An 18,424-nucleotide genomic window follows, 5' to 3' on the forward strand; every position below is an offset into this window, starting at 1 on the left:
TCCATGCAGCTCGAACCCGCCTTTCGCGCCCTTTCCGATGCGTCACGCTTGCGCGTGATGCGTCTGATTGCGCAGATGGAATTGTCGGTTGGAGAGATCGCGCAAGTGCTTGGCCAGAGTCAGCCGCGCGTTTCGCAACATGTTGCCCGGCTGGTCGATGCCGGACTGATCGAGCGGCGGCGTGAAGGCAATTCGGTTTTCCTGCGCGAAGTGGCGCATTCCGCAATGGGCGATGCCCTTGCCCGCCTGCTGGCACTGGGCGAGCGCGAGGATGCGACGCTGGCCGAACAGGCCGATGCCGATCGCACCCGCCTTGCCACCATCCGCGCCGCGCGCGAGGTCGAGGCTGATCGCTATTTCGCCCGCCATGCTGACGAGTGGGATGCGCTGCGCGAGATCCACGGGCCGGAAAAGGCCAGTGAGCAGGCCTTGCTCGAGGTGCTGGGCGATACCCCGCCCGGGCGACTGCTGGATATCGGCACCGGCACCGGCCGCATCGCCGAATTGCTGGCCCCTCATGCTGACAATATCGTGGCGCTCGACAAGAGCCTCGACATGCTGCGCGTCGCCCGCGCCCGGCTTCAAGGATTGGGACCGGACAAGGTCGAACTGCAGCAAGGCGACTTCACCGACCTGCCCTTCCCCGCGCATCATTTCGATACGGTGCTGCTGCACCAGGTGCTGCACTTTGCGCAGGACCCCGCACTCGCCCTGCGCGAAGCGGCACGGGTGACTCGTCCCGGAGGCCGCATCGCGGTGGTCGACCTTGCCCGCCACGAACGGGACGAACTGCGCGAACGCCACGCCCATGCGCGCCTCGGCTTTGCGGACGCGGCGATGGAGAAGCTGCTCAGAGAAGCCGGCTTCGATCCCGCCGAGCCTGTCGAAGTGCCCGGCCGCGAACTCACCGTCAAAATCTGGGCGGCAACGCGCCAGACCCATCCTTCATCCGCTCCCGATACCCGAAAGGCCGCCTCATGAGCGTGCAGACCGCCGATTGCCTCGATCCCGCGCACGAACAGCGCACCGCACATGACACGCCGCTTTTCAGCGGTTTGCCGGGCGATATTGCCGTGAGCTTCGAATTCTTCCCCCCCAAGACCGAGAAGATGGAAGAGAAATTGTGGGAGGCCGTGCAGCAGCTTGCCCCGCTTGCGCCCGAATTTGTCAGCGTCACCTATGGCGCGGGCGGTTCCACGCGCGAACGCACGCACAACACCGTTGCGCGGCTGATCAGCGAAGCGGGCATTCCGGCTGCCGCCCATCTCACCTGTGTCGATGCCAGCAAGGCGGAAACGCAGAAGATTGCAGAAGCCTATTGGGAAGCAGGTGTGCGCCATATTGTCGCGCTGCGCGGTGATGCCGGCGAGCCGGGCGCTCCCTTCGTTCCGCATCCCGATGGCTACAACAATGCAGCCGAACTGGTCAGCGGGTTGAAGGAAGTTGCCGATTTCGAGATTTCGGTCGCGGCCTATCCTGAAACCCATCCCGACGCCGACTGTCCGCAAGCCGATCTCGACAATCTCAAGCGCAAGATCGACGCGGGCGCGACGCGCGGCATCAGCCAGTTTTTCTTTGCGGCTGAAACGTTCTTCGACTTTACCGAGAAATGCCGCGCCGCCGGTATCGAAGCGCCAATGGTCCCGGGCATCCTGCCGGTCACCAATGTGGCGCAGGCGCGCAAATTTGCCGGACAATGCGGCGCTGTGATTCCCGACTGGATGGACGGGTTGTTCGAGGGGCTCGACGAACGACCCGCCTCGCGCCAACTGGTCGCCGCGACCGTGGCTGCAGAACTGTGCCGCCGCCTATATGCCGGCGGGGTACGCCAGTTCCATTTCTACACCCTCAACCGCGCCGACCTGGCCTATGCCATTTGCCACCTGCTTGGCCGCCGCCCCCTGGAGAAGTCATCATGAGTGCGCGTGAACAATTGCAGCAGGAAGCCGCCAAGCGCATCCTGATCGCCGATGGTGCATTCGGGACGCAGATCCAGAACCGTCGTCTGTCCGAGGATGATTTCGCGGGCGACCTTGGACTGAACGCGGACCAGAAGGGCAATAACGACATTCTCGCCCTGACGCGGCCCGATGTGATTGCCGATGTGACTCGCGCTTATCTCGACGCCGGATCGGATATCGTCTCGACCAACACCTTCTCCGCCAACCGCATCAGCCAAGCCGATTATGCCGCCGAGGGACTGGTGCGCGAGATCAACGTCGCATCGGCCCGCATCGCGCGCGAAATCGCCGATGAATTTGCCGAGCGCGATGGTCGCCCGCGCTTTGTTGCAGGAGCCATCGGCCCGACCAACAAGACCCTCTCGCTCAGCCCCGATGTCGAGGACCCCGGCTTCCGCGAAATCGATTTCGATTATCTGACGCAGGTGTATCTCGAACAGACGGAGGCGCTGGTCGAGGGCGGCGCGGACTTTATCCTGATCGAGACCATCTTCGACACGCTTAACGCCAAGGCAGGCGTGATGGCGGTTCGCCATTTGTCGGACAGATTGAACCGTGATGTGCCGATCATGCTTTCGATGACGCTTACCGATTTGTCGGGACGTAATCTCTCGGGTCATACGGTGGAGGCGTTCTGGAACGCGGTGCGCCACGCCAATCCGGTGACCATCGGGCTCAATTGCAGCTTCGGCGCCGACCAGTTGCGCCCCCATGTGCAGCACTTGTCAGGCATCGCCGATACCTTGCTGATGGTCTACCCTAACGCCGGCCTGCCCAACGAACTGGGCGAATATGACGAGCAACCCGAGACAACCGCAGGCCTCATCGGCGATTGGGCTGACAACGGCCGCGTCAACATCATCGGCGGCTGCTGCGGCTCGACACCTGACCACATCGCCGCCATGGCGAGCCGCGTTGCCGGACTGGCCCCGCGCGCAATTCCGGAAAAATGCACCAAGATGCGGCTGGCAGGCCTCGAATCCTTCACGATCGCCGCCTGATCAACCTAATTTCAGTAGAGAATATGACCGACCAACCCCAGACCGCGACCTTCGTCAATATCGGCGAGCGCACCAATGTCACCGGCTCTGCCCGGTTCAAGAAGCTCATCATGGGCGGCGATTATGCGACGGCGGTCGAAGTCGCACGCCAGCAGGTCGAGAACGGCGCGCAGATCATCGATATAAACATGGATGAAGGCCTGCTCGACGCGGTCGAGGCGATGACCACCTACCTTAAGCTGATCGCCGCCGAACCCGACATAGCGCGCGTGCCGATCATGATCGACAGTTCCAAATGGGAAGTGATCGAGGCCGGGCTGAAATGCGTTTCGGGCAAGCCCATCGTCAATTCGATCAGCATGAAGGAAGGCGAGGAGCAGTTTCTCGAACAGGCGCGAAAGTGCCGCGATTACGGCGCAGCCGTGGTAGTCATGGCGTTCGACGAGACCGGCCAGGCCGACACGAAGGAACGCAAGGTCGAAATCTGCTCGCGCGCTTATGAGCTGCTAACCGGGATCGGCTTTCCACCCGAGGACATCATTTTCGATCCCAACATCTTTGCCGTCGCCACCGGCATTGCCGAACATGATCGCTACGGGCTTGATTTTCTCGAGGCCGTGGCGGAGATCAAGTCGCGCTGCCCGCATGCCAAGACCAGCGGCGGCCTCTCCAACCTCTCCTTCAGCTTCCGCGGGAACGAGACGGTGCGTCGCGCGATGCATTCGGTGTTCCTCTACCATGCGATCCCCGCCGGGCTCGACATGGCGATCGTCAACGCGGGCCAGCTCGATGTCTATGACGCAATCGACCCGCAATTGCGCGAATTGTGCGAGGACGTGATCCTCGCCCGCCGCCCTGATGCTTCCGAGCGGTTGGTCGACCTTGCGGAAAGTTATCGCGGCTCGACCGAAAAGGACGAGAAGGCAGCGGCAGAATGGCGCGCCCTGCCCGTCACCAAGCGGCTTGAATATGCGCTGGTCAAAGGGATCGACGCACATATCGTCGAAGATACTGAAGAAGCGCGCCAGAGCGCGGATCGTCCCATCGAGGTGATCGAAGGGCCATTGATGGACGGCATGAATGTCGTTGGCGACCTGTTCGGCAGCGGCAAGATGTTCCTGCCGCAGGTGGTGAAATCCGCCCGCGTCATGAAGAAGGCCGTCGCGCATCTCATCCCCTTTATCGAAGCCGAGAAGGACAAGCTCGCGCCCGAGGATCGCAAGGCCAAGGGCAAGATCGTCATGGCAACCGTGAAGGGCGACGTGCACGATATCGGCAAGAATATCGTCGGCGTCGTTCTGCAATGTAACGGTTATGAAGTGATCGACCTTGGCGTCATGGTGCCGTGGTCCACGATCATCGACACCGCCCGCGAGGAAAACGCCGATATCATCGGCCTGTCGGGCCTCATCACACCCTCGCTGGACGAAATGGTGACGGTGGCCGAGGAAATGCAGCGCGCAGGTCTTGATCTGCCGCTGCTGATCGGCGGCGCAACGACCAGCCGGCTGCACACCGCGCTCAAGATCGACCCCGCTTTCGATGGTCCGGTGCTGCACGTACTCGACGCCAGCCGCGCGGTCGGTGTTGCGAGCCGATTGCTGTCGGACACGCAGAAGGATGATCTCGTCGCCGCGACGGCTGACGAATACCAGGTCATGCGCGACAAGCGTGCGGGCAAGACTGCCAGCAAGCTGCTGACGCTGGACGAAGCGCGTGCCAATTCTTTCAAGCCCGACCTCGCTCGAAAAGCACCTGCCCCAGCGCAGCCAGGCGTGCACATATTCGAAGACTGGGATTTGGCGGATTTGACCGAAGTGTTCGACTGGACGCCATTCTTCCGCAGCTGGGAACTGGCTGGCACCTATCCGGCAATCCTCGACGACGAAATCGTGGGCGAAAGCGCCCGCGCGCTGAAGGCCGATGCCGATGCCATGCTGGAACAGATCGTCAGCGAAAAATGGCTGACCGCCAAGGCGGTATGTGGTTTCTGGCCATGCAAGCGCGAGGATGACGATATCCGGCTCGACGACGGCACGCTGCTTCCCATGCTGCGCCAGCAAGTCGCCAAATCGCGCGACCGCGCCAATTACTGCCTGACCGACTTCATCGACCCCGCAGGCGACTGGATAGGTGGCTTCGCCGTCGCCATCCACGGCATCGAGCCGCATCTGGAGCGTTTCCGCGCTGATACTGACGACTATTCCGACATCCTGCTCAAGGCACTGGCTGATCGCTTCGCCGAAGCCCTTGCCGAGCGCCTGCACCAGCATGTGCGCACCACGCTGTGGGGCTACGCACCCGACGAGACCCTCATTAACGCCGATCTGATCCGCGAGGAATATGCCGGAATCCGCCCCGCGCCCGGCTATCCGGCCTGCCCCGATCATTCGCTCAAGCCGATCCTGTTCGACCTGCTTGGCGCGGAAGCGAACGCGGGAATGGAGCTGACCGAAAGCTGCGCCATGCTGCCCACCAGCGCTGTGAGCGGGCTGTATTTCGGCCATCCGCAATCGAGCTATTTCGGTGTTGCGCGGATCGGCCGTGACCAGCTCGAGAATTACGCAGCAAGGCGCGACATGCCGCTGGAAGAGGCCGAACGCTGGCTGCGGCCCAATCTGGACTAACCCGCCCTGCACTTGCACGAAGCGGTCAACTGGTTACAAGTGCAGCCATCTCCAGATAGCTAACGGGACGGGCACTGGCACAATGGTTCGCGCATTTTTTGCATTTGCATCGCTATTCATCTTCACATTCATCACCACGAACGACGCACAGGCGCGGGACTGGTACCGGGCGGAAAGTAACCACTTTATCCTCTATTCCGAGGATTCCGAGCAAGACACGCTCGAGTTTGTGCAGGATCTGGAACGACTCGACGAAGTGCTCCGCATCATGACGGGTGTTGGCCTTGGCGAAGATTACTTCCCGAGGTCCGCTAAAGTCACCGTTTTCCGCTTTGGTGAAACACGTGACATGTCTGCGTTGGCAGCGGGAAATCTTAATACCGGTATTGGCGGTTTCTTCATTCCGCGCGCAACGGGTTCGGTCGCTTTCGTGCCCCGGCAGCTCAACCGCCGCCGGACACGCAGCACAAGCGGTGGCTTGCCGCGCGAACTGCAGCTCGACCCCAAAGCAGTCCTTTTCCACGAATATGTGCACTATTTCATGTACCAGTATCGCGATGCGCCATATCCACTCTGGTACACTGAAGGCTTTGCGGAGCTGTTTTCCAACGTCGAATTCAACGATGATAATTTCGTCATCGGCAAAGTTCCCACGGTGCGGAGCCCGTTTCTCGCGACGCAATCAATAGACCTCGAGGAAATGTTCGATCGCCCGGGAAGGCTGGCCGGGCGGGCGACAGAGCGCGATTATGCACATGGTTGGCTGCTTGCGAGCCACCTTAACTTGAATGCAGAACGTCGCGGACAAATGGGGACATATCTCAATGCTTTGCTCGGGGGAAATCCTCCGATGGTAGCTGCTGAGATCGCGTTCGGGGACCTCGAAGTCTTGCACGAAGAGCTCGAAGAATTTCGGCAGGGGGCCGCACGCCCTCTTCGCGTTCCTCACGCGGTAAATGCCGATCCGCAAGTCGATATTCGTCGTCTGACGGAAGACGAAGCAGCGCGAATGGAATTGATGATCACCTCCAAGCGCGGAGTTGACGAGGAGGGAGCTGAAAAGCTGGTCGCCGATGCTCGTCGGCTAGTTGCAGAATACCCCGACAGTGCGGCTGTACTATTGGCCGCCACCGAAGCCGAGTTTGATGCGCGAAACTACGACGAAGCCGAAGCATTGGCACAACGCGTGCTGGCGATAGATGCGCAATCAACGGAGGCGACGATTTATCTCGCAGACGTTGCACTGCGTCGTTCATACGAAGACCCTTCGCAATTTGCAGAAGCGCGCAGGCTCTTTGCTGCGGCAAATCGGATGGAGATCGATCATCCATACCCGCTCTATGGCTTTTACATGTCGCATCTTCTCGACCCAGAAGCCGACATGACAGACAACGCATCCGCCGCGCTTGAAGAAGCCTTCGCCCTGGGCCGCTTTGATAGTGGCATCAGGCAAGCAATTGTACACTGGCTGCTAACAGTGGATCGTGTCGCAGATGCTCGCATCGTTGGCGCTGAATATGTCATGGGCAACGGTCGACAGGCATGTGTGAACCGAGCGAAATTTACACTACTGGAAGAAGGCGAGCCGGACCGGCTTCTGGAATCAGCTCTCCCTGATCATCCAGGTAAAGTCCTGACTGATGAAGAGCGTGAAGCCGATCGAGAGGAATTCGAAGCCGAGGTTGAAGAATTCGGCTGCGAACTCGACGACTGATCACAACTGACCGTTAAGTCTCCAAATTTGCGGGCGGTGTGCGCTCCTCGCTCTTCATGGGCAGGAACCGCATGCCGCCCGCTGTCATTTGGTAAGCTATGCCCAGAGAAAACCGCAGCCCCGTTCTCGTACCCGTCCTGGGCGACCAGCTGACCCGCGACCTTGCTTCGATCTGGGGCCGGACCAAGGATGATACCGTCATCCTGATGATGGAGGTGTGGGACGAGGCGACCTACGTCAGACACCATAAGCAGAAGATCGCGCTGATCTTTTCCGCCATGCGTCATTTCGCCGCCGAATTGCGCGATGCCGGATGGCAGGTCGATTATGTCAGGCTTACCGATCCGGATAATGCCCACAGCTTCACCGGCGAAGTCGCCCGCGCGGCGGAACGGCACGAGCCACGCGCAATCCGCGTCGTCGAGGCAGGCGAATGGCGCGTTCAGCAGGCGATCGAGGAATGGCCCGACAAGTTCGATTGCCCGGTCGAGATCCTGACGGACGACCGCTTTATCTCCAGCATCGGCGAATTCCGCGAATGGGCCGAAGATCGCAAGACATTGCGCATGGAACATTTCTACCGCGAAATGCGCCGCAAGACCGGCCTGCTGATGGAGCCGGACGGCAAGCCGGTTGGCGGGGAATGGAACTACGACCAGCAGAACCGCAAGCCGCCCAAAGGCGAGATGGACGCACCCGAGCGGCCGCTGTTCGAACCGGACGCGATCACCAACGAAGTCATCGCGCTGGTCGAAGAGAAGTTCGGCGACCATTTCGGATCACTCGACAATTTCGGCTGGCCCGTCACCCGCGAAGAAGCTGAATTGGCCGCCGACGCTTTTTTCGAAGAACGGCTGGGCAAGTTCGGCGATTATCAGGATGCGATGGTCCATGGCGAGGACGATCTGTGGCATTCGATGCTGTCGACCAGCATCAATCTTGGCCTGCTCGATCCGCTCGAACTGTGCCAGCGCGCCGAAGCAGCTTTCAAGGATGGCAAGGCCCCGCTGAACTCCGTTGAGGGTTTCATCCGGCAGCTTATCGGTTGGCGTGAATATGTGCGCGGGTTCTACTGGCACTTCATGCCCGGTTTGCAGACCGACAATGCGCTGGATGCCCACCGCCCGCTCCCCGAATTTTACTGGACCGGGGAAACCGAGATGCGCTGCATGGCCGATTGCGTGCGTTCCACGCGCGACAATGCCCACGCCCATCACATCCAGCGGTTGATGGTGCTCGGCAATTTCGCGCTGCTGGCCGGACTCGATCCGCAACAAGTGCAGGACTGGTATCTGGTGGTCTATGCCGATGCCTATGAATGGGTCGAATTGCCCAACGTGGCGGCGATGATCCTCTATGCCGATGGCGGCAAACTCGCCTCCAAGCCCTATGCAGCGAGCGGCAATTACATCAACAAGATGAGCGATTACTGCAAGGAATGCACCTATTCGCCGTCCATCAAGACGTGCGAAGGCGCCTGCCCGTTCAACCCGCTATATTGGCACTTCATGCACCGCCATCGTGACAGACTGGAAAGCAACCCCCGCATTGGCCGAATCTATTCGACATGGGACCGAATGGGCGAACAGAAACAGGCGGAATACCTGGACAGCGCGCAAGAGGTACTCGATACGTTGGAGCCGGCCGGCAAAGGCTGGGCGCGCGGTCAGTAGGCGGTTATCGCCTCGCCCTTGCGGCTCCACATCGGCTTGACGATGCGGCCCCTGCGATAGGCCAGAACGAGCATTCCGATGCCCGCCCCTGTGGCTACGACCAACGCGAAAATCGTCGCCTCCAGCCCGAATCCGCCACCTGCTTACAGCCACGGCCCATCCAGCGTTGCGGCAATGGGGCCACTGGTCGGGTTGCCGGATACCGGTACATCCCACAGCGCTTGCACCACGTTCCACCCGGCGTGAATGCCGATGGCGAGCCACAGCGAGCGCGTGAGCATATAGGCAGCGCCGAGCAGGATACCCGCCTCGATAGCGATGGCGAGCGAACTGAAGACTGTCGCATTGTCGTTGGCCGCGTGCCCGAACCCGAAGATCAGTGCGCTCAACACCAGAGCGATCCAGCTTCCGGCGAACTCCTCAAGCCAACGCAGGATGATGCCGCGCGTCACCAGTTCTTCAAAAAAACCTGCGTAGATGCCGAACCAGAAAATAATCTGGACTCCATCCGCGAAATTGTCTGTCCCCGTGATGCGATAAACGCCCGCCAGGGCGGCCAGGCCCACGCAAACCGAGATCAGCACTGCGCCAAGGCCGAAGCCCGCCGCCGTATCGCGCACAGCGCGCATATCGAGCGGCAAGTCATCGTGCTGCTTGGGGCCGAGCTTGCGGACGAGCAATTTGTAAGTCAGCCCGCACAGGGTGACGATCAGGAGAACAGCAAGGATATCCACGATCGGACCGTCGAGATTGGGAGCGATCACGAAGCGGACGATGACGGATGTGACTGCCGCAGCAGCTAGGATCAGCACGAGGCCGACAATCATCGCGACCAGCGGGAATTGCCAAATCCGCTTTGCCATCGAGCGGCTTTCTGTCTGTATTTCGCTATCCATGCCGACCCCTTTTGCTTAGGCCTTAGGTGCAGGCAGCGTCGCACCAACGCAAGCGCGCAAAAGTGGCATCGAATATTAGCCGCTCTTTTCCTCGCGTTTGAGCAGTTCGCTCTTGATCTCGAGGCCATAGGCATATCCGCCCAGCGAGCCGTCTGCCGCGATCACGCGGTGGCACGGGATAAGCACGGCGATGTTGTTAGCGCCGTTCGCGCTGCCCACAGCGCGGCTGGCCTTGGGGTTGCCGATCGCAGCTGCCTGCTCTCCGTATGACCGCGTCTCCCCGGGAGGTATCTCGCGCAAGGCCTGCCAGCAGCGTTGCTGGAATGCGGTGCCTTTCACATCGAGCGGGATGTCGCGCCCGGTCCCCGGATGCTCGACGGCTTGCGTCACTTTTTCGAAAAGCGCGCGAAATTCATCCCCGCCCTCGAGCAGCTTGGCCCTGGGGAAGCGTGCCCGCAATTCCTCTTCGCCTTCGTTGAAGGACAGGCAGCACACACCTTTTTCGGTGGCCGCGACGAGCATGTCGCCAAGGCTGGTGGCGATCACGCTCCAATGCACCTGGCGTCCGGCCCCGCCGTCCTTCCACTCGCTGGCGCTCATGCCCATTCCTTTCCGGTCCTCGTAAAAGCGCGACGGTGCCGAATAGCCCGCCGCATAGATTGCATCGGTCACGCGACTTTCCTCGCCCAGTGCTTCTCCCACTCTTTCCCGCCGCAATGCGCGGGCATAGGCTGCGGGGGACAGACCCACGGCACGGGTGAAGACGCGTTGGAGGTGGGTCGGCGAATAGCCGGTCACCACGCCCAGCTTCTCGAGCGAAACCGGCTCCTTTGCCTCGCGCAGGATGCCGATAACTTGCAGCACTGCGGCTTCCTCGCGGCTCTGCTGGTCGGGAGCGCAACGTTTGCACGCCCGCAACCCCGCTGCTTCCGCCATGTCTGGCGTGGGATAAAACCGGACATTCTCCCGATTTGGAGCGCGCGCGGGGCATGACGGGCGGCAATAAATGCCGGTCGAATGCACGCCGGTCACAAACACGCCATCGAACCGCCGGTCCTTGGCAAGCGCGATCTGCCAGCGGTCATCGTCAGTCAAAACGTGTTCAGACATGGCGCGTCACCCGTGCGGCAAAGCAACCGTAAGCAGCGTTGTGCGCGTCGATATAAGCGATTTGCGGGTTGTCGAGCATTTGCCGGATAGTTTCGTCCGCCTTGTCCGGCATTGCAAGCTCCGCCGCTTCCAGCATTCCGCCAACAGTATAACCGCGCAATGCGATCGGGCGCCCCTGCATGACGGGCGGCACCTCGTCGACGAAGCGCGCGGCCTCCCCGGCATTGGCGCGGACATAAATTGCAAAGGCATTCCTGTATGGCGTCTCGACGTCATGATTCACATGATTGATGAGCAGCAGCTCCTCGCCTTCTTCGGCATCATGCAGGCTGACGCGGCAAGGAAAGCCGGTGCCAGAGGTTGCAGTCATCCGTCGCGCGCGGTGGTCTTCCAATGCCTTGTCATCCAGCCCGAAATACGAAGCGAACTGCGCCGGATCGAGGCCACTTATACAATAGGTCATGCTCTTGCTCCTTCGCCGCCTTGATACTGCCATTCCCTCGCGGCCGCGTCCCGAAGCTTGCGGTCAATGTCGCAGCCAGTAGAGAGAATGGCGATGACCCGCTTTTGCGCCTTTCTCGCCCTGTTGCTCGCCGCCATCGCGCTGCGCCCGGATCCGGCGCTCGCTGACCCCGCAGATATAGAAGCCGCCAGCCGCGGCGTGGTGCGCGTTGTCATCATCGGGCGCGACGGGGAGCAGTTGTTTCCGGTTTCGCACGGAACCGGCTTCGCGGTCGGGCGAGAGCGGATTGTCACCAATGCCCATGTCGTGCGCGAGGCGATCGAGGATGATCGCCTCACCATCGGTATCGTGCCGGCAGATGGCGAAAATGCGGTCTATGCGCGGCTGGTGTCGGTAAGCCCGCGAAACGATCTGGCGCTGCTCGAGGCGACCGAACCGCTGGGCCTGCCGGCGCTTACCATCGCGGGCAATCCGTCGCAGAACGGTACGGTGACCTCAATCGGCTACCCGCTCAATGTCGACCGCGCACAGGGCCTTTCGTTCAGCGATATGTTTCGTGCGCAGCCTCCGGTAACTTCGACAGGCTTCCTCTCCGGTCGCAGGCCGAGCCGCGAATTCGATACGCTGTTGCACACTGCGCCTATTGCTGCCGGAAATAGCGGCGGTCCATTGGTCGACCAGTGCGGCAGGGTTCTGGGTGTCAATTCCTTTGGTGCGGAGAGCCAGGGATCGGATGCGGAATTCTTCTTCGCCATCTCTACACGCGAGTTGTTGCCCTTCCTGCGCGCCAATGACGTAAGCCCGCGACTCAATTCTTCGGAATGCCGCAGCCTTGAAGTCCTCGACGCCGAACAGCGCGCTCGCGAAACTTCGGCACGAGAGGCGCAGGAGCGGATTGCGCGCGAACGCGCCGCCGCCGCAGCTCTGCGTACCGAGGAAACCCGCCGCCTGGTCACTTACGAGGTGATGGAATCGCGCGATACCAAGCTGGCGATTGCCTTCCTGTTCCTCTTGGTTGGCGCTGGAGCCGGCGGCTTGGCCACTTTCGCGCATATCCAAAAGGATTACCGTCTGAGGGCAGCTTCCGGGGCGGTCGCCGTACTCGCACTGGTGGGGGCCAGCGTTGCATGGTTCACCCGACCATCATTCGCGGATATCGATTCGCTGGTGGAAGACCGCTTGCGCGAAGAGATGGAAGAACCCGACACCGGCGCGATCACGCCGATGGCTTCCGTTTCGGGAGAATATACCTGCACGCTTGATTCGCAGCGCAGCCGCGTGGTGGGCGACCCCGCCGAAGACATGACGTTTACTTGGAACGAAGGCGGCTGCGTCGACGGCCGCACGCAATATGGTCTCGACAATGGCGAATGGACGCGCGTGCTCGTGCCAGCAAGCGATGCGGCAGTATCGATCAACAGTTTCGACCCCGCGGCGGGTGAACTGGTGATGGAGCGCTATTTGCTCGGGCGAGAAGCGATGACCGATGCGAGAGCGGCGCGCGGCGCCTATCAGGCTCCCAGTTGCGAAGCAGGCGAAGAGGCGGCCCGGGCTCTGGGTGGAAACCAGTCCGCGATTACCACTGCGCTCCCTTCGCGCCCGAACGAGCGGCTGGTTTATCAATGCTCCTTATCGGCAGGCGATTTGCCAACGGAGTAGGCAACACCGGCCCCAGCGGGTTGCATCCACTGTCACCCGATGCTAGGCGCGCGCCAGCTTTGGAACGCTGCTTTGTGCAACCACTTCCTCTGCTATCGATTCTTTCCGTTTCTCGGACCTAAGAGGACCTTCGCGCGTGGAGCTTTCCGCCGGTATTCAGGCAAGCCTGGCAGGACGTTATGCCAGTGCCCTTTTCGATCTCGCCAGCGAGGCGGGGACCGTGACTGCGGTCGAGTCCGATCTCGACAGGCTCGACGCTGCACTTTCCGAATCGGAAGACTTGCGCGCGCTGATCCGCAATCCGGAAATCAGCCGCAGCCAGATCGCAGGCGCGATGGATGGCATCGGTGCTCATCTCGGCCTGTCCGAACTGACGCGCAATTTCCTCGGCGTGCTTTCCGACAACCGCCGTGTTTCCGCCCTTCCCGGCATGATCCGTGCGTTCGCCACCATTGCCGCTGCCCAGCGCGGCGAAGTGCAGGCCGAAGTCGCCAGCGCCCACGCGCTGACCGATGACCAGATCGCTACGCTGGAAAGCAAGCTGCGCGCCCGCGAAGGCCGCACGGTCAAACTCAAATCACGCGTCGATCCCGACCTTCTGGGCGGGCTCGTCGTCACCATCGGTTCGCAGCGTATAGACAGCTCGATCCGCACCCGTCTCAACTCTCTTGCACAAGCTATGAAAGCCACCGGCGCCTAAGCGTCGGCATAGAAAGGTCACTCATGGAAATCCGCGCCGCAGAAATCTCCAAGGTCATCAAGGACCAGATCGCCAATTTCGGCACCGAAGCCGAAGTCAGCGAAGTTGGCTCCGTCCTCTCCGTAGGTGACGGCATCGCCCGTATCCACGGCCTCGATAAGGTGCAGGCCGGTGAAATGGTCAAGTTCGCCAATGGCGTCGAAGGCATGGCCCTGAACCTGGAAGCCGACAATGTCGGTGTCGTGATCTTCGGGTCGGACACAAACATCAAAGAAGGCGACACCGTCAAGCGGACCGGCACCATCGTGGACGTTCCCGTCGGCAAGGGCCTGCTCGGCCGCGTTGTTGACGCGCTGGGCAACCCGATCGACGGCAAGGGCCCACTGACCGACGTGAAGCGTGAGCGCGTTGAAGTGAAGGCACCGGGCATCATCCCGCGTAAGTCGGTGCACGAACCCGTGCAGACCGGTCTCAAGGCCATCGATGCCCTCGTTCCTGTCGGTCGTGGCCAGCGCGAGCTGATCATCGGTGACCGTCAGACCGGTAAATCGGCTGTCGCGATCGACACTTTCATCAACCAGAAGGGCGTGAATGCCGGTGATGACGAGAGCAAGAAGCTCTACTGCATCTATGTAGCCGTCGGCCAGAAGCGTTCGACCGTAGCGCAGATCGTGAAGAGCCTCGAAGAAAACGGCGCGATGGAATATTCCATCGTCGTGGCCGCAACCGCTTCGGAACCTGCTCCGCTGCAGTACCTCGCACCCTACACCGGTTGCGCCATGGGCGAGTTCTTCCGCGACAACGGCATGCACGCAGTGATCGTGTATGACGATCTTTCCAAGCAGGCTGTTGCCTATCGCCAGATGTCGCTGCTGCTGCGTCGTCCTCCGGGCCGTGAAGCCTATCCCGGTGACGTGTTTTATCTCCACTCTCGCCTGCTCGAACGTGCGGCGAAGATGAATGAAGATAATGGCGGCGGTTCGCTGACCGCGCTGCCGATCATCGAAACGCAGGCAGGCGACGTGTCGGCCTATATTCCGACCAACGTGATCTCGATCACCGACGGCCAGATCTTCCTCGAAACCGACCTGTTCTTCCAGGGCATCCGCCCGGCGATCAACGTCGGCCTCTCGGTGTCGCGTGTGGGCGGTGCCGCCCAGACCAAGGCGATGAAGAAGGTGGCCGGCTCGATCAAGCTGGAGCTGGCGCAGTACCGCGAAATGGCGGCCTTCGCCCAGTTCGGTTCGGACCTCGATGCCTCGACTCAGAAACTGCTTAACCGCGGTGCGCGCCTGACCGAGCTGCTCAAGCAGCCGCAGTTCTCGCCCATGCCGTTCGAAGAGCAGACCGTGTCGATCTTCGCCGGTACCAACGGTTACCTCGATAACGTCGCGGTGGACCGTGTGACCGAGTATGAAGCGGCCATGCTCAGCTTCATGCGCAACGAGCACGCAGATGTGCTGACGGAAATCCGTGAAACCGCAAAGTTCGAAGGTGACACCAAGGACAAGACCGTCGCCGCGCTTGACGCTTTTGCCAAGCAGTTCGCCTGAGCCTGTAGAGACGATTAGGGAGCCGATATGGCCTCGCTGAAGGAACTCAAGGATCGGATCGGGTCGGTTAAATCGACCCAGAAGATCACCAAGGCCAAGCAAATGGTCGCCGCTGCAAAGCTGCGCAAGGCGCAGGCTGCGGCCGAAGCTGCGCGTCCATACGCCAACCGCCTTGCCGATGTGATGGGCTCGCTCGCCAGCAAGGTGAGCGGCGACAGTGCGCCCTTGCTGCTGCGCGGCACCGGTGCTTCGCAAAAGCACCTGCTGGTCGTCGTGAACACCGACAAGGGCCTGTGCGGTGGCCTGAACTCCAACATCGTCAAGGAAGCCAAGCTCCAGGCCAAGGCGATGATCGCCGAAGGCAAGGACGTGTCTTTCTACCTCGTCGGCAAGAAAGGCCGCGCGCCAATCAAGCGTGACTATGCCGACCGCATCGAGCATCATTTCGATACGTCGGAAGTGCGCAATATCGGTTTCGATGAAGCCGAAGCCATTGCAGACGATCTGGTAGAGCGGTTCGAAAAGGGCGAATTCGATATCGCCCACCTCATCTATCCGACTTTCAAGAGCGCGCTGGCGCAGGATCCGACCACGGTCCAGCTGCTGCCGGTGCCCTCGCCAGAGACATCGACTGCATCGGATGCTGCGGTTGAATATGAGCCGGACGAGGAGGAAATCCTCGCCGAGCTGCTGCCGCGCTACGTGAAAACCCAGCTGTTCGGTGCCCTGCTCGAACGCGAGGCTTCGGAGCAAGGTGCATCGATGACCGCGATGGACAATGCTACGCGCAACGCAGGCGAGCTGATCGACAAGCTGACCATCCAGTACAACCGCAGCCGCCAGGCCGCGATCACGACCGAGCTGATTGAAATCATCGCCGGCGCAGAAGCCCTATAAACGAGACGTATCATGAAGAAACTTACCTTCCTCCTTCCGATCCTTGCTCTTGCAGCCTGCGGTGAAGAGCCGGCACCCGAACCGGTTGAAACCGTAGCGCCGGTCGAGGTTGTCGGGCTTCCCGCGCCTACGAAAGAAATCTTTGCCACTGCTTTTGGCGAAGCCTGCCCCGATGCGGAAGCGGTCAACGTTGCGCTTTGCCGCCGCGGAATGGGCGCTGAAACTGCCGCATGCGAATACGGGCTCGGCGATGACGAATATATGCGCAACGATGCAACGCTGGCGGTCAACGAAGCTGGCGACGGCTGGATGATCCAGGACCCCGAAGCGGTCTGCGCCCAGTAAATTTCACGAATTTCAACTCATTAAGACGCCACAGGAAACCAACATGGCCACCGCACCTGCACTTAACCAGACGACCAACGGCACCATCAGCCAGGTCATCGGCGCCGTCGTCGACGTCGCTTTCCCCGGCGAACTGCCGCCGATCCTCACCGCGCTGGAAACCAAGAACGGCGACAACACGCTGGTCCTCGAAGTCGCCCAGCACCTTGGTGAGAACACCGTGCGTACCATCGCGATGGATGCCACCGAGGGTCTTACCCGCGGGCAGGAAGTCGTTTCCACCGGCAACCAGATCAGCGTGCCCGTCGGCCCCAAGACGCTGGGCCGCATCATGAATGTCACCGGTCAGCCGATCGACGAACGTGGCCCGATCGGTTCGGACATGTCCGCCCCGATCCACGCCGAAGCCCCGGCCTTTGTCGATCAGTCAACCGAAGCCGACATCCTTGTCACCGGCATCAAGGTCATCGACCTGCTCGCACCTTACGCAAAGGGCGGCAAGATCGGCCTGTTCGGCGGTGCCGGCGTGGGCAAAACCGTGCTGATCCAGGAACTGATCAACAACATCGCCAAGGGCCACGGCGGCGTGTCCGTCTTCGCCGGTGTGGGTGAACGTACCCGTGAAGGTAACGATCTCTACCACGAGTTCCTCGACGCTGGCGTTATCGCCAAGAACGATGCTGGCGAAGCCATCTCCGAAGGTTCGAAGGTTGCCCTCGTCTTCGGCCAGATGAACGAACCTCCCGGCGCCCGTGCCCGCGTGGCGCTGTCCGGCCTGACCATGGCGGAGTATTTCCGTGACCAGGAAGGGCAGGACGTGCTGTTCTTCGTCGATAACATCTTCCGCTTCACGCAAGCGGGTTCGGAAGTGTCGGCACTGCTCGGCCGTATTCCTTCGGCCGTGGGCTACCAGCCGACCCTGTCGACCGACATGGGTAACCTTCAGGAACGCATCACCTCGACCACCAAGGGCTCGATCACCTCGGTGCAGGCCATTTACGTGCCTGCCGATGACTTGACCGACCCTGCGCCAGCCACCTCGTTTGCTCACTTGGACGCAACGACCACGCTGAACCGCGCAATTTCGGAGCTGGGCATCTACCCGGCGGTTGACCCGCTCGACTCCACCAGCCGCGTTCTCGAACCGCGCGTTGTCGGCCAGGAACACTACGAAACCGCTCGTAAGGTTCAGGAAACGCTGCAGAAGTACAAGTCGCTGCAAGATATCATCGCCATCCTCGGCATGGACGAACTTTCCGAAGAAGATAAGCTCACCGTTGCCCGTGCTCGCAAGATCCAGAAGTTCCTCAGCCAGCCGTTCCACGTGGCAGAGGTCTTCACCAACATCCCGGGCTGCTTCGTGCAGCTCGAAGACACGGTGAAGAGCTTCAAGGCTGTTGTCGAAGGCGAATACGATCACCTTCCCGAAAGCGCCTTCTACATGGTCGGCGGCATCGAAGACGTGGTCGAAAAAGCCAAGAAGATGGCTGACGAGGCCTAAGCAAGATGGCACTTCACTTCGAACTCGTAACCCCGTCCAAGCTCGTCCGCTCGGAAGACGTCCACATGGTGGTCGTCCCCGGTGCGGAGGGCGAGTTCGGCGTGCTGGAGGGCCATGCGCCCTTCATGTCGACCATTCGCGACGGCGCGGTGCAGGTCTGGAAGACCGAAGGCGGCGAGCCGGAAAGCATCGAAGTGCGCGGCGGCTTCGCCGAAGTGGGCGAAAACGGCCTTACCGTCCTTGCGGAGCATGTCGAGGGCTGACGGATATTCTCGCAAGGGGGCAGTTCTACTCCCTGCCAAGACTTCGTATCCTAACGAGCAA

Annotated in this window: 16 protein-coding genes; 13 read left to right on the forward strand and 3 right to left on the reverse strand. The window is 61.0% G+C overall.

The features are described 5' to 3' along the window. The first annotated feature begins 3 nt into the window (after positions 1-3). The 6 genes from AAC850_RS01155 (at position 4) to AAC850_RS01180 (ending at position 8,976) form a co-directional block, all read left to right on the forward strand. Entirely contained in the window at positions 4-981 is a 978-nt protein-coding gene (locus AAC850_RS01155) for an ArsR/SmtB family transcription factor (protein ID WP_340586615.1), read from the forward strand. After that, positions 978-1,919 carry a methylenetetrahydrofolate reductase [NAD(P)H] gene (gene metF / locus AAC850_RS01160; RefSeq protein WP_340586617.1) on the forward strand — a complete coding sequence of 314 codons (942 nt, stop codon included), beginning with the start codon at positions 978-980 and terminating at the stop codon, positions 1,917-1,919. The genes AAC850_RS01155 and metF overlap by 4 nt, the downstream gene beginning before the upstream one ends. After that, on the forward strand, positions 1,916-2,962 hold the full coding sequence (locus AAC850_RS01165; protein WP_340586619.1) for a homocysteine S-methyltransferase family protein: 1,047 nt from the start codon (positions 1,916-1,918) through the stop codon (positions 2,960-2,962). The genes metF and AAC850_RS01165 overlap by 4 nt, the downstream gene beginning before the upstream one ends. A gap of 23 nt (positions 2,963-2,985) precedes the next feature. Further along, positions 2,986-5,589 carry a methionine synthase gene (gene metH / locus AAC850_RS01170; RefSeq protein WP_340586622.1) on the forward strand — a complete coding sequence of 868 codons (2,604 nt, stop codon included), beginning with the start codon at positions 2,986-2,988 and terminating at the stop codon, positions 5,587-5,589. Positions 5,590-5,671: 82 nt separating this feature from the next. After that, positions 5,672-7,303 carry a tetratricopeptide repeat protein gene (locus AAC850_RS01175; RefSeq protein WP_340586624.1) on the forward strand — a complete coding sequence of 544 codons (1,632 nt, stop codon included), beginning with the start codon at positions 5,672-5,674 and terminating at the stop codon, positions 7,301-7,303. Between the two features lie 98 nt (positions 7,304-7,401). Next, positions 7,402-8,976: a cryptochrome/photolyase family protein gene (locus AAC850_RS01180; protein WP_340586627.1), complete on the forward strand. Its 1,575-nt coding sequence runs from the start codon at positions 7,402-7,404 to the stop codon at positions 8,974-8,976. Between the two features lie 143 nt (positions 8,977-9,119). Here AAC850_RS01180 and AAC850_RS01185 read toward each other — a convergent pair whose 3' ends face one another. The 3 genes from AAC850_RS01185 to AAC850_RS01195 all read right to left on the reverse strand — a co-directional run bounded on the left by AAC850_RS01185 (position 9,120) and on the right by AAC850_RS01195 (position 11,445). After that, positions 9,120-9,872, reverse strand: a complete 753-nt coding sequence (locus AAC850_RS01185; RefSeq protein WP_340586630.1) for a CPBP family intramembrane glutamic endopeptidase — start codon at positions 9,870-9,872, stop codon at positions 9,120-9,122. Positions 9,873-9,947: 75 nt separating this feature from the next. Beyond that, positions 9,948-10,982 carry a bifunctional transcriptional activator/DNA repair enzyme AdaA gene (locus AAC850_RS01190; protein ID WP_340586633.1) on the reverse strand — a complete coding sequence of 345 codons (1,035 nt, stop codon included), beginning with the start codon at positions 10,980-10,982 and terminating at the stop codon, positions 9,948-9,950. After that, positions 10,975-11,445: a DUF1203 domain-containing protein gene (locus AAC850_RS01195; protein ID WP_340586635.1), complete on the reverse strand. Its 471-nt coding sequence runs from the start codon at positions 11,443-11,445 to the stop codon at positions 10,975-10,977. The genes AAC850_RS01190 and AAC850_RS01195 overlap by 8 nt, the downstream gene beginning before the upstream one ends. A gap of 66 nt (positions 11,446-11,511) precedes the next feature. On the opposite strand from AAC850_RS01195, the gene AAC850_RS01200 reads away from it, so the two are divergent. The 7 genes from AAC850_RS01200 (at position 11,512) to AAC850_RS01230 (ending at position 18,363) form a co-directional block, all read left to right on the forward strand. Next, the gene (locus AAC850_RS01200) at positions 11,512-13,104 is read left to right on the forward strand and encodes a trypsin-like peptidase domain-containing protein (protein ID WP_340586637.1); all 1,593 of its coding nucleotides are present in this window, start codon (positions 11,512-11,514) and stop codon (positions 13,102-13,104) included. A 136-nt stretch (positions 13,105-13,240) separates the two neighbouring features. Then, entirely contained in the window at positions 13,241-13,804 is a 564-nt protein-coding gene (locus tag AAC850_RS01205) for a F0F1 ATP synthase subunit delta (RefSeq protein WP_340586640.1), read from the forward strand. Between the two features lie 23 nt (positions 13,805-13,827). Beyond that, positions 13,828-15,357 (forward strand): F0F1 ATP synthase subunit alpha, encoded by a 1,530-nt coding sequence (atpA, locus tag AAC850_RS01210; protein WP_340586643.1) that lies wholly within the window; start codon positions 13,828-13,830, stop codon positions 15,355-15,357. A 27-nt stretch (positions 15,358-15,384) separates the two neighbouring features. Next, a complete protein-coding gene (locus AAC850_RS01215) occupies positions 15,385-16,254 on the forward strand; it encodes a F0F1 ATP synthase subunit gamma (RefSeq protein WP_340586646.1) in 870 nt (289 codons plus the stop codon). 12 nt (positions 16,255-16,266) lie between these two features. After that, on the forward strand, positions 16,267-16,599 hold the full coding sequence (locus tag AAC850_RS01220) for a hypothetical protein (protein ID WP_340586648.1): 333 nt from the start codon (positions 16,267-16,269) through the stop codon (positions 16,597-16,599). Positions 16,600-16,642: 43 nt separating this feature from the next. Beyond that, complete coding sequence (atpD, locus tag AAC850_RS01225) at positions 16,643-18,100, forward strand: F0F1 ATP synthase subunit beta (protein WP_340586651.1); 1,458 nt, start codon at positions 16,643-16,645, stop codon at positions 18,098-18,100. A 5-nt stretch (positions 18,101-18,105) separates the two neighbouring features. Then, positions 18,106-18,363, forward strand: coding sequence for an ATP synthase F1 subunit epsilon (locus AAC850_RS01230; protein WP_340586653.1), 258 nt, complete (start codon positions 18,106-18,108; stop codon positions 18,361-18,363). Positions 18,364-18,424: the final 61 nt, after the last annotated feature.

The organism is Erythrobacter alti (assembly GCF_037996805.1).
GTDB lineage: Bacteria > Pseudomonadota > Alphaproteobacteria > Sphingomonadales > Sphingomonadaceae > Alteraurantiacibacter > Alteraurantiacibacter alti.

Coding starts and splice junctions, on each gene's coding strand:
- AAC850_RS01155 (WP_340586615.1), top strand. CDS start 4: ATGCAGCTCGAACCCGCCTTTCGCGCCCTTTCCGATGCGTCACGCTTG.
- metF (WP_340586617.1), top strand. CDS start 978: ATGAGCGTGCAGACCGCCGATTGCCTCGATCCCGCGCACGAACAGCGC.
- AAC850_RS01165 (WP_340586619.1), top strand. CDS start 1,916: ATGAGTGCGCGTGAACAATTGCAGCAGGAAGCCGCCAAGCGCATCCTG.
- metH (WP_340586622.1), top strand. CDS start 2,986: ATGACCGACCAACCCCAGACCGCGACCTTCGTCAATATCGGCGAGCGC.
- AAC850_RS01175 (WP_340586624.1), top strand. CDS start 5,672: ATGGTTCGCGCATTTTTTGCATTTGCATCGCTATTCATCTTCACATTC.
- AAC850_RS01180 (WP_340586627.1), top strand. CDS start 7,402: ATGCCCAGAGAAAACCGCAGCCCCGTTCTCGTACCCGTCCTGGGCGAC.
- AAC850_RS01185 (WP_340586630.1), bottom strand. CDS start 9,872: ATGGATAGCGAAATACAGACAGAAAGCCGCTCGATGGCAAAGCGGATT.
- AAC850_RS01190 (WP_340586633.1), bottom strand. CDS start 10,982: ATGTCTGAACACGTTTTGACTGACGATGACCGCTGGCAGATCGCGCTT.
- AAC850_RS01195 (WP_340586635.1), bottom strand. CDS start 11,445: ATGACCTATTGTATAAGTGGCCTCGATCCGGCGCAGTTCGCTTCGTAT.
- AAC850_RS01200 (WP_340586637.1), top strand. CDS start 11,512: ATGTCGCAGCCAGTAGAGAGAATGGCGATGACCCGCTTTTGCGCCTTT.
- atpA (WP_340586643.1), top strand. CDS start 13,828: ATGGAAATCCGCGCCGCAGAAATCTCCAAGGTCATCAAGGACCAGATC.
- AAC850_RS01215 (WP_340586646.1), top strand. CDS start 15,385: ATGGCCTCGCTGAAGGAACTCAAGGATCGGATCGGGTCGGTTAAATCG.
- AAC850_RS01220 (WP_340586648.1), top strand. CDS start 16,267: ATGAAGAAACTTACCTTCCTCCTTCCGATCCTTGCTCTTGCAGCCTGC.
- atpD (WP_340586651.1), top strand. CDS start 16,643: ATGGCCACCGCACCTGCACTTAACCAGACGACCAACGGCACCATCAGC.
- AAC850_RS01230 (WP_340586653.1), top strand. CDS start 18,106: ATGGCACTTCACTTCGAACTCGTAACCCCGTCCAAGCTCGTCCGCTCG.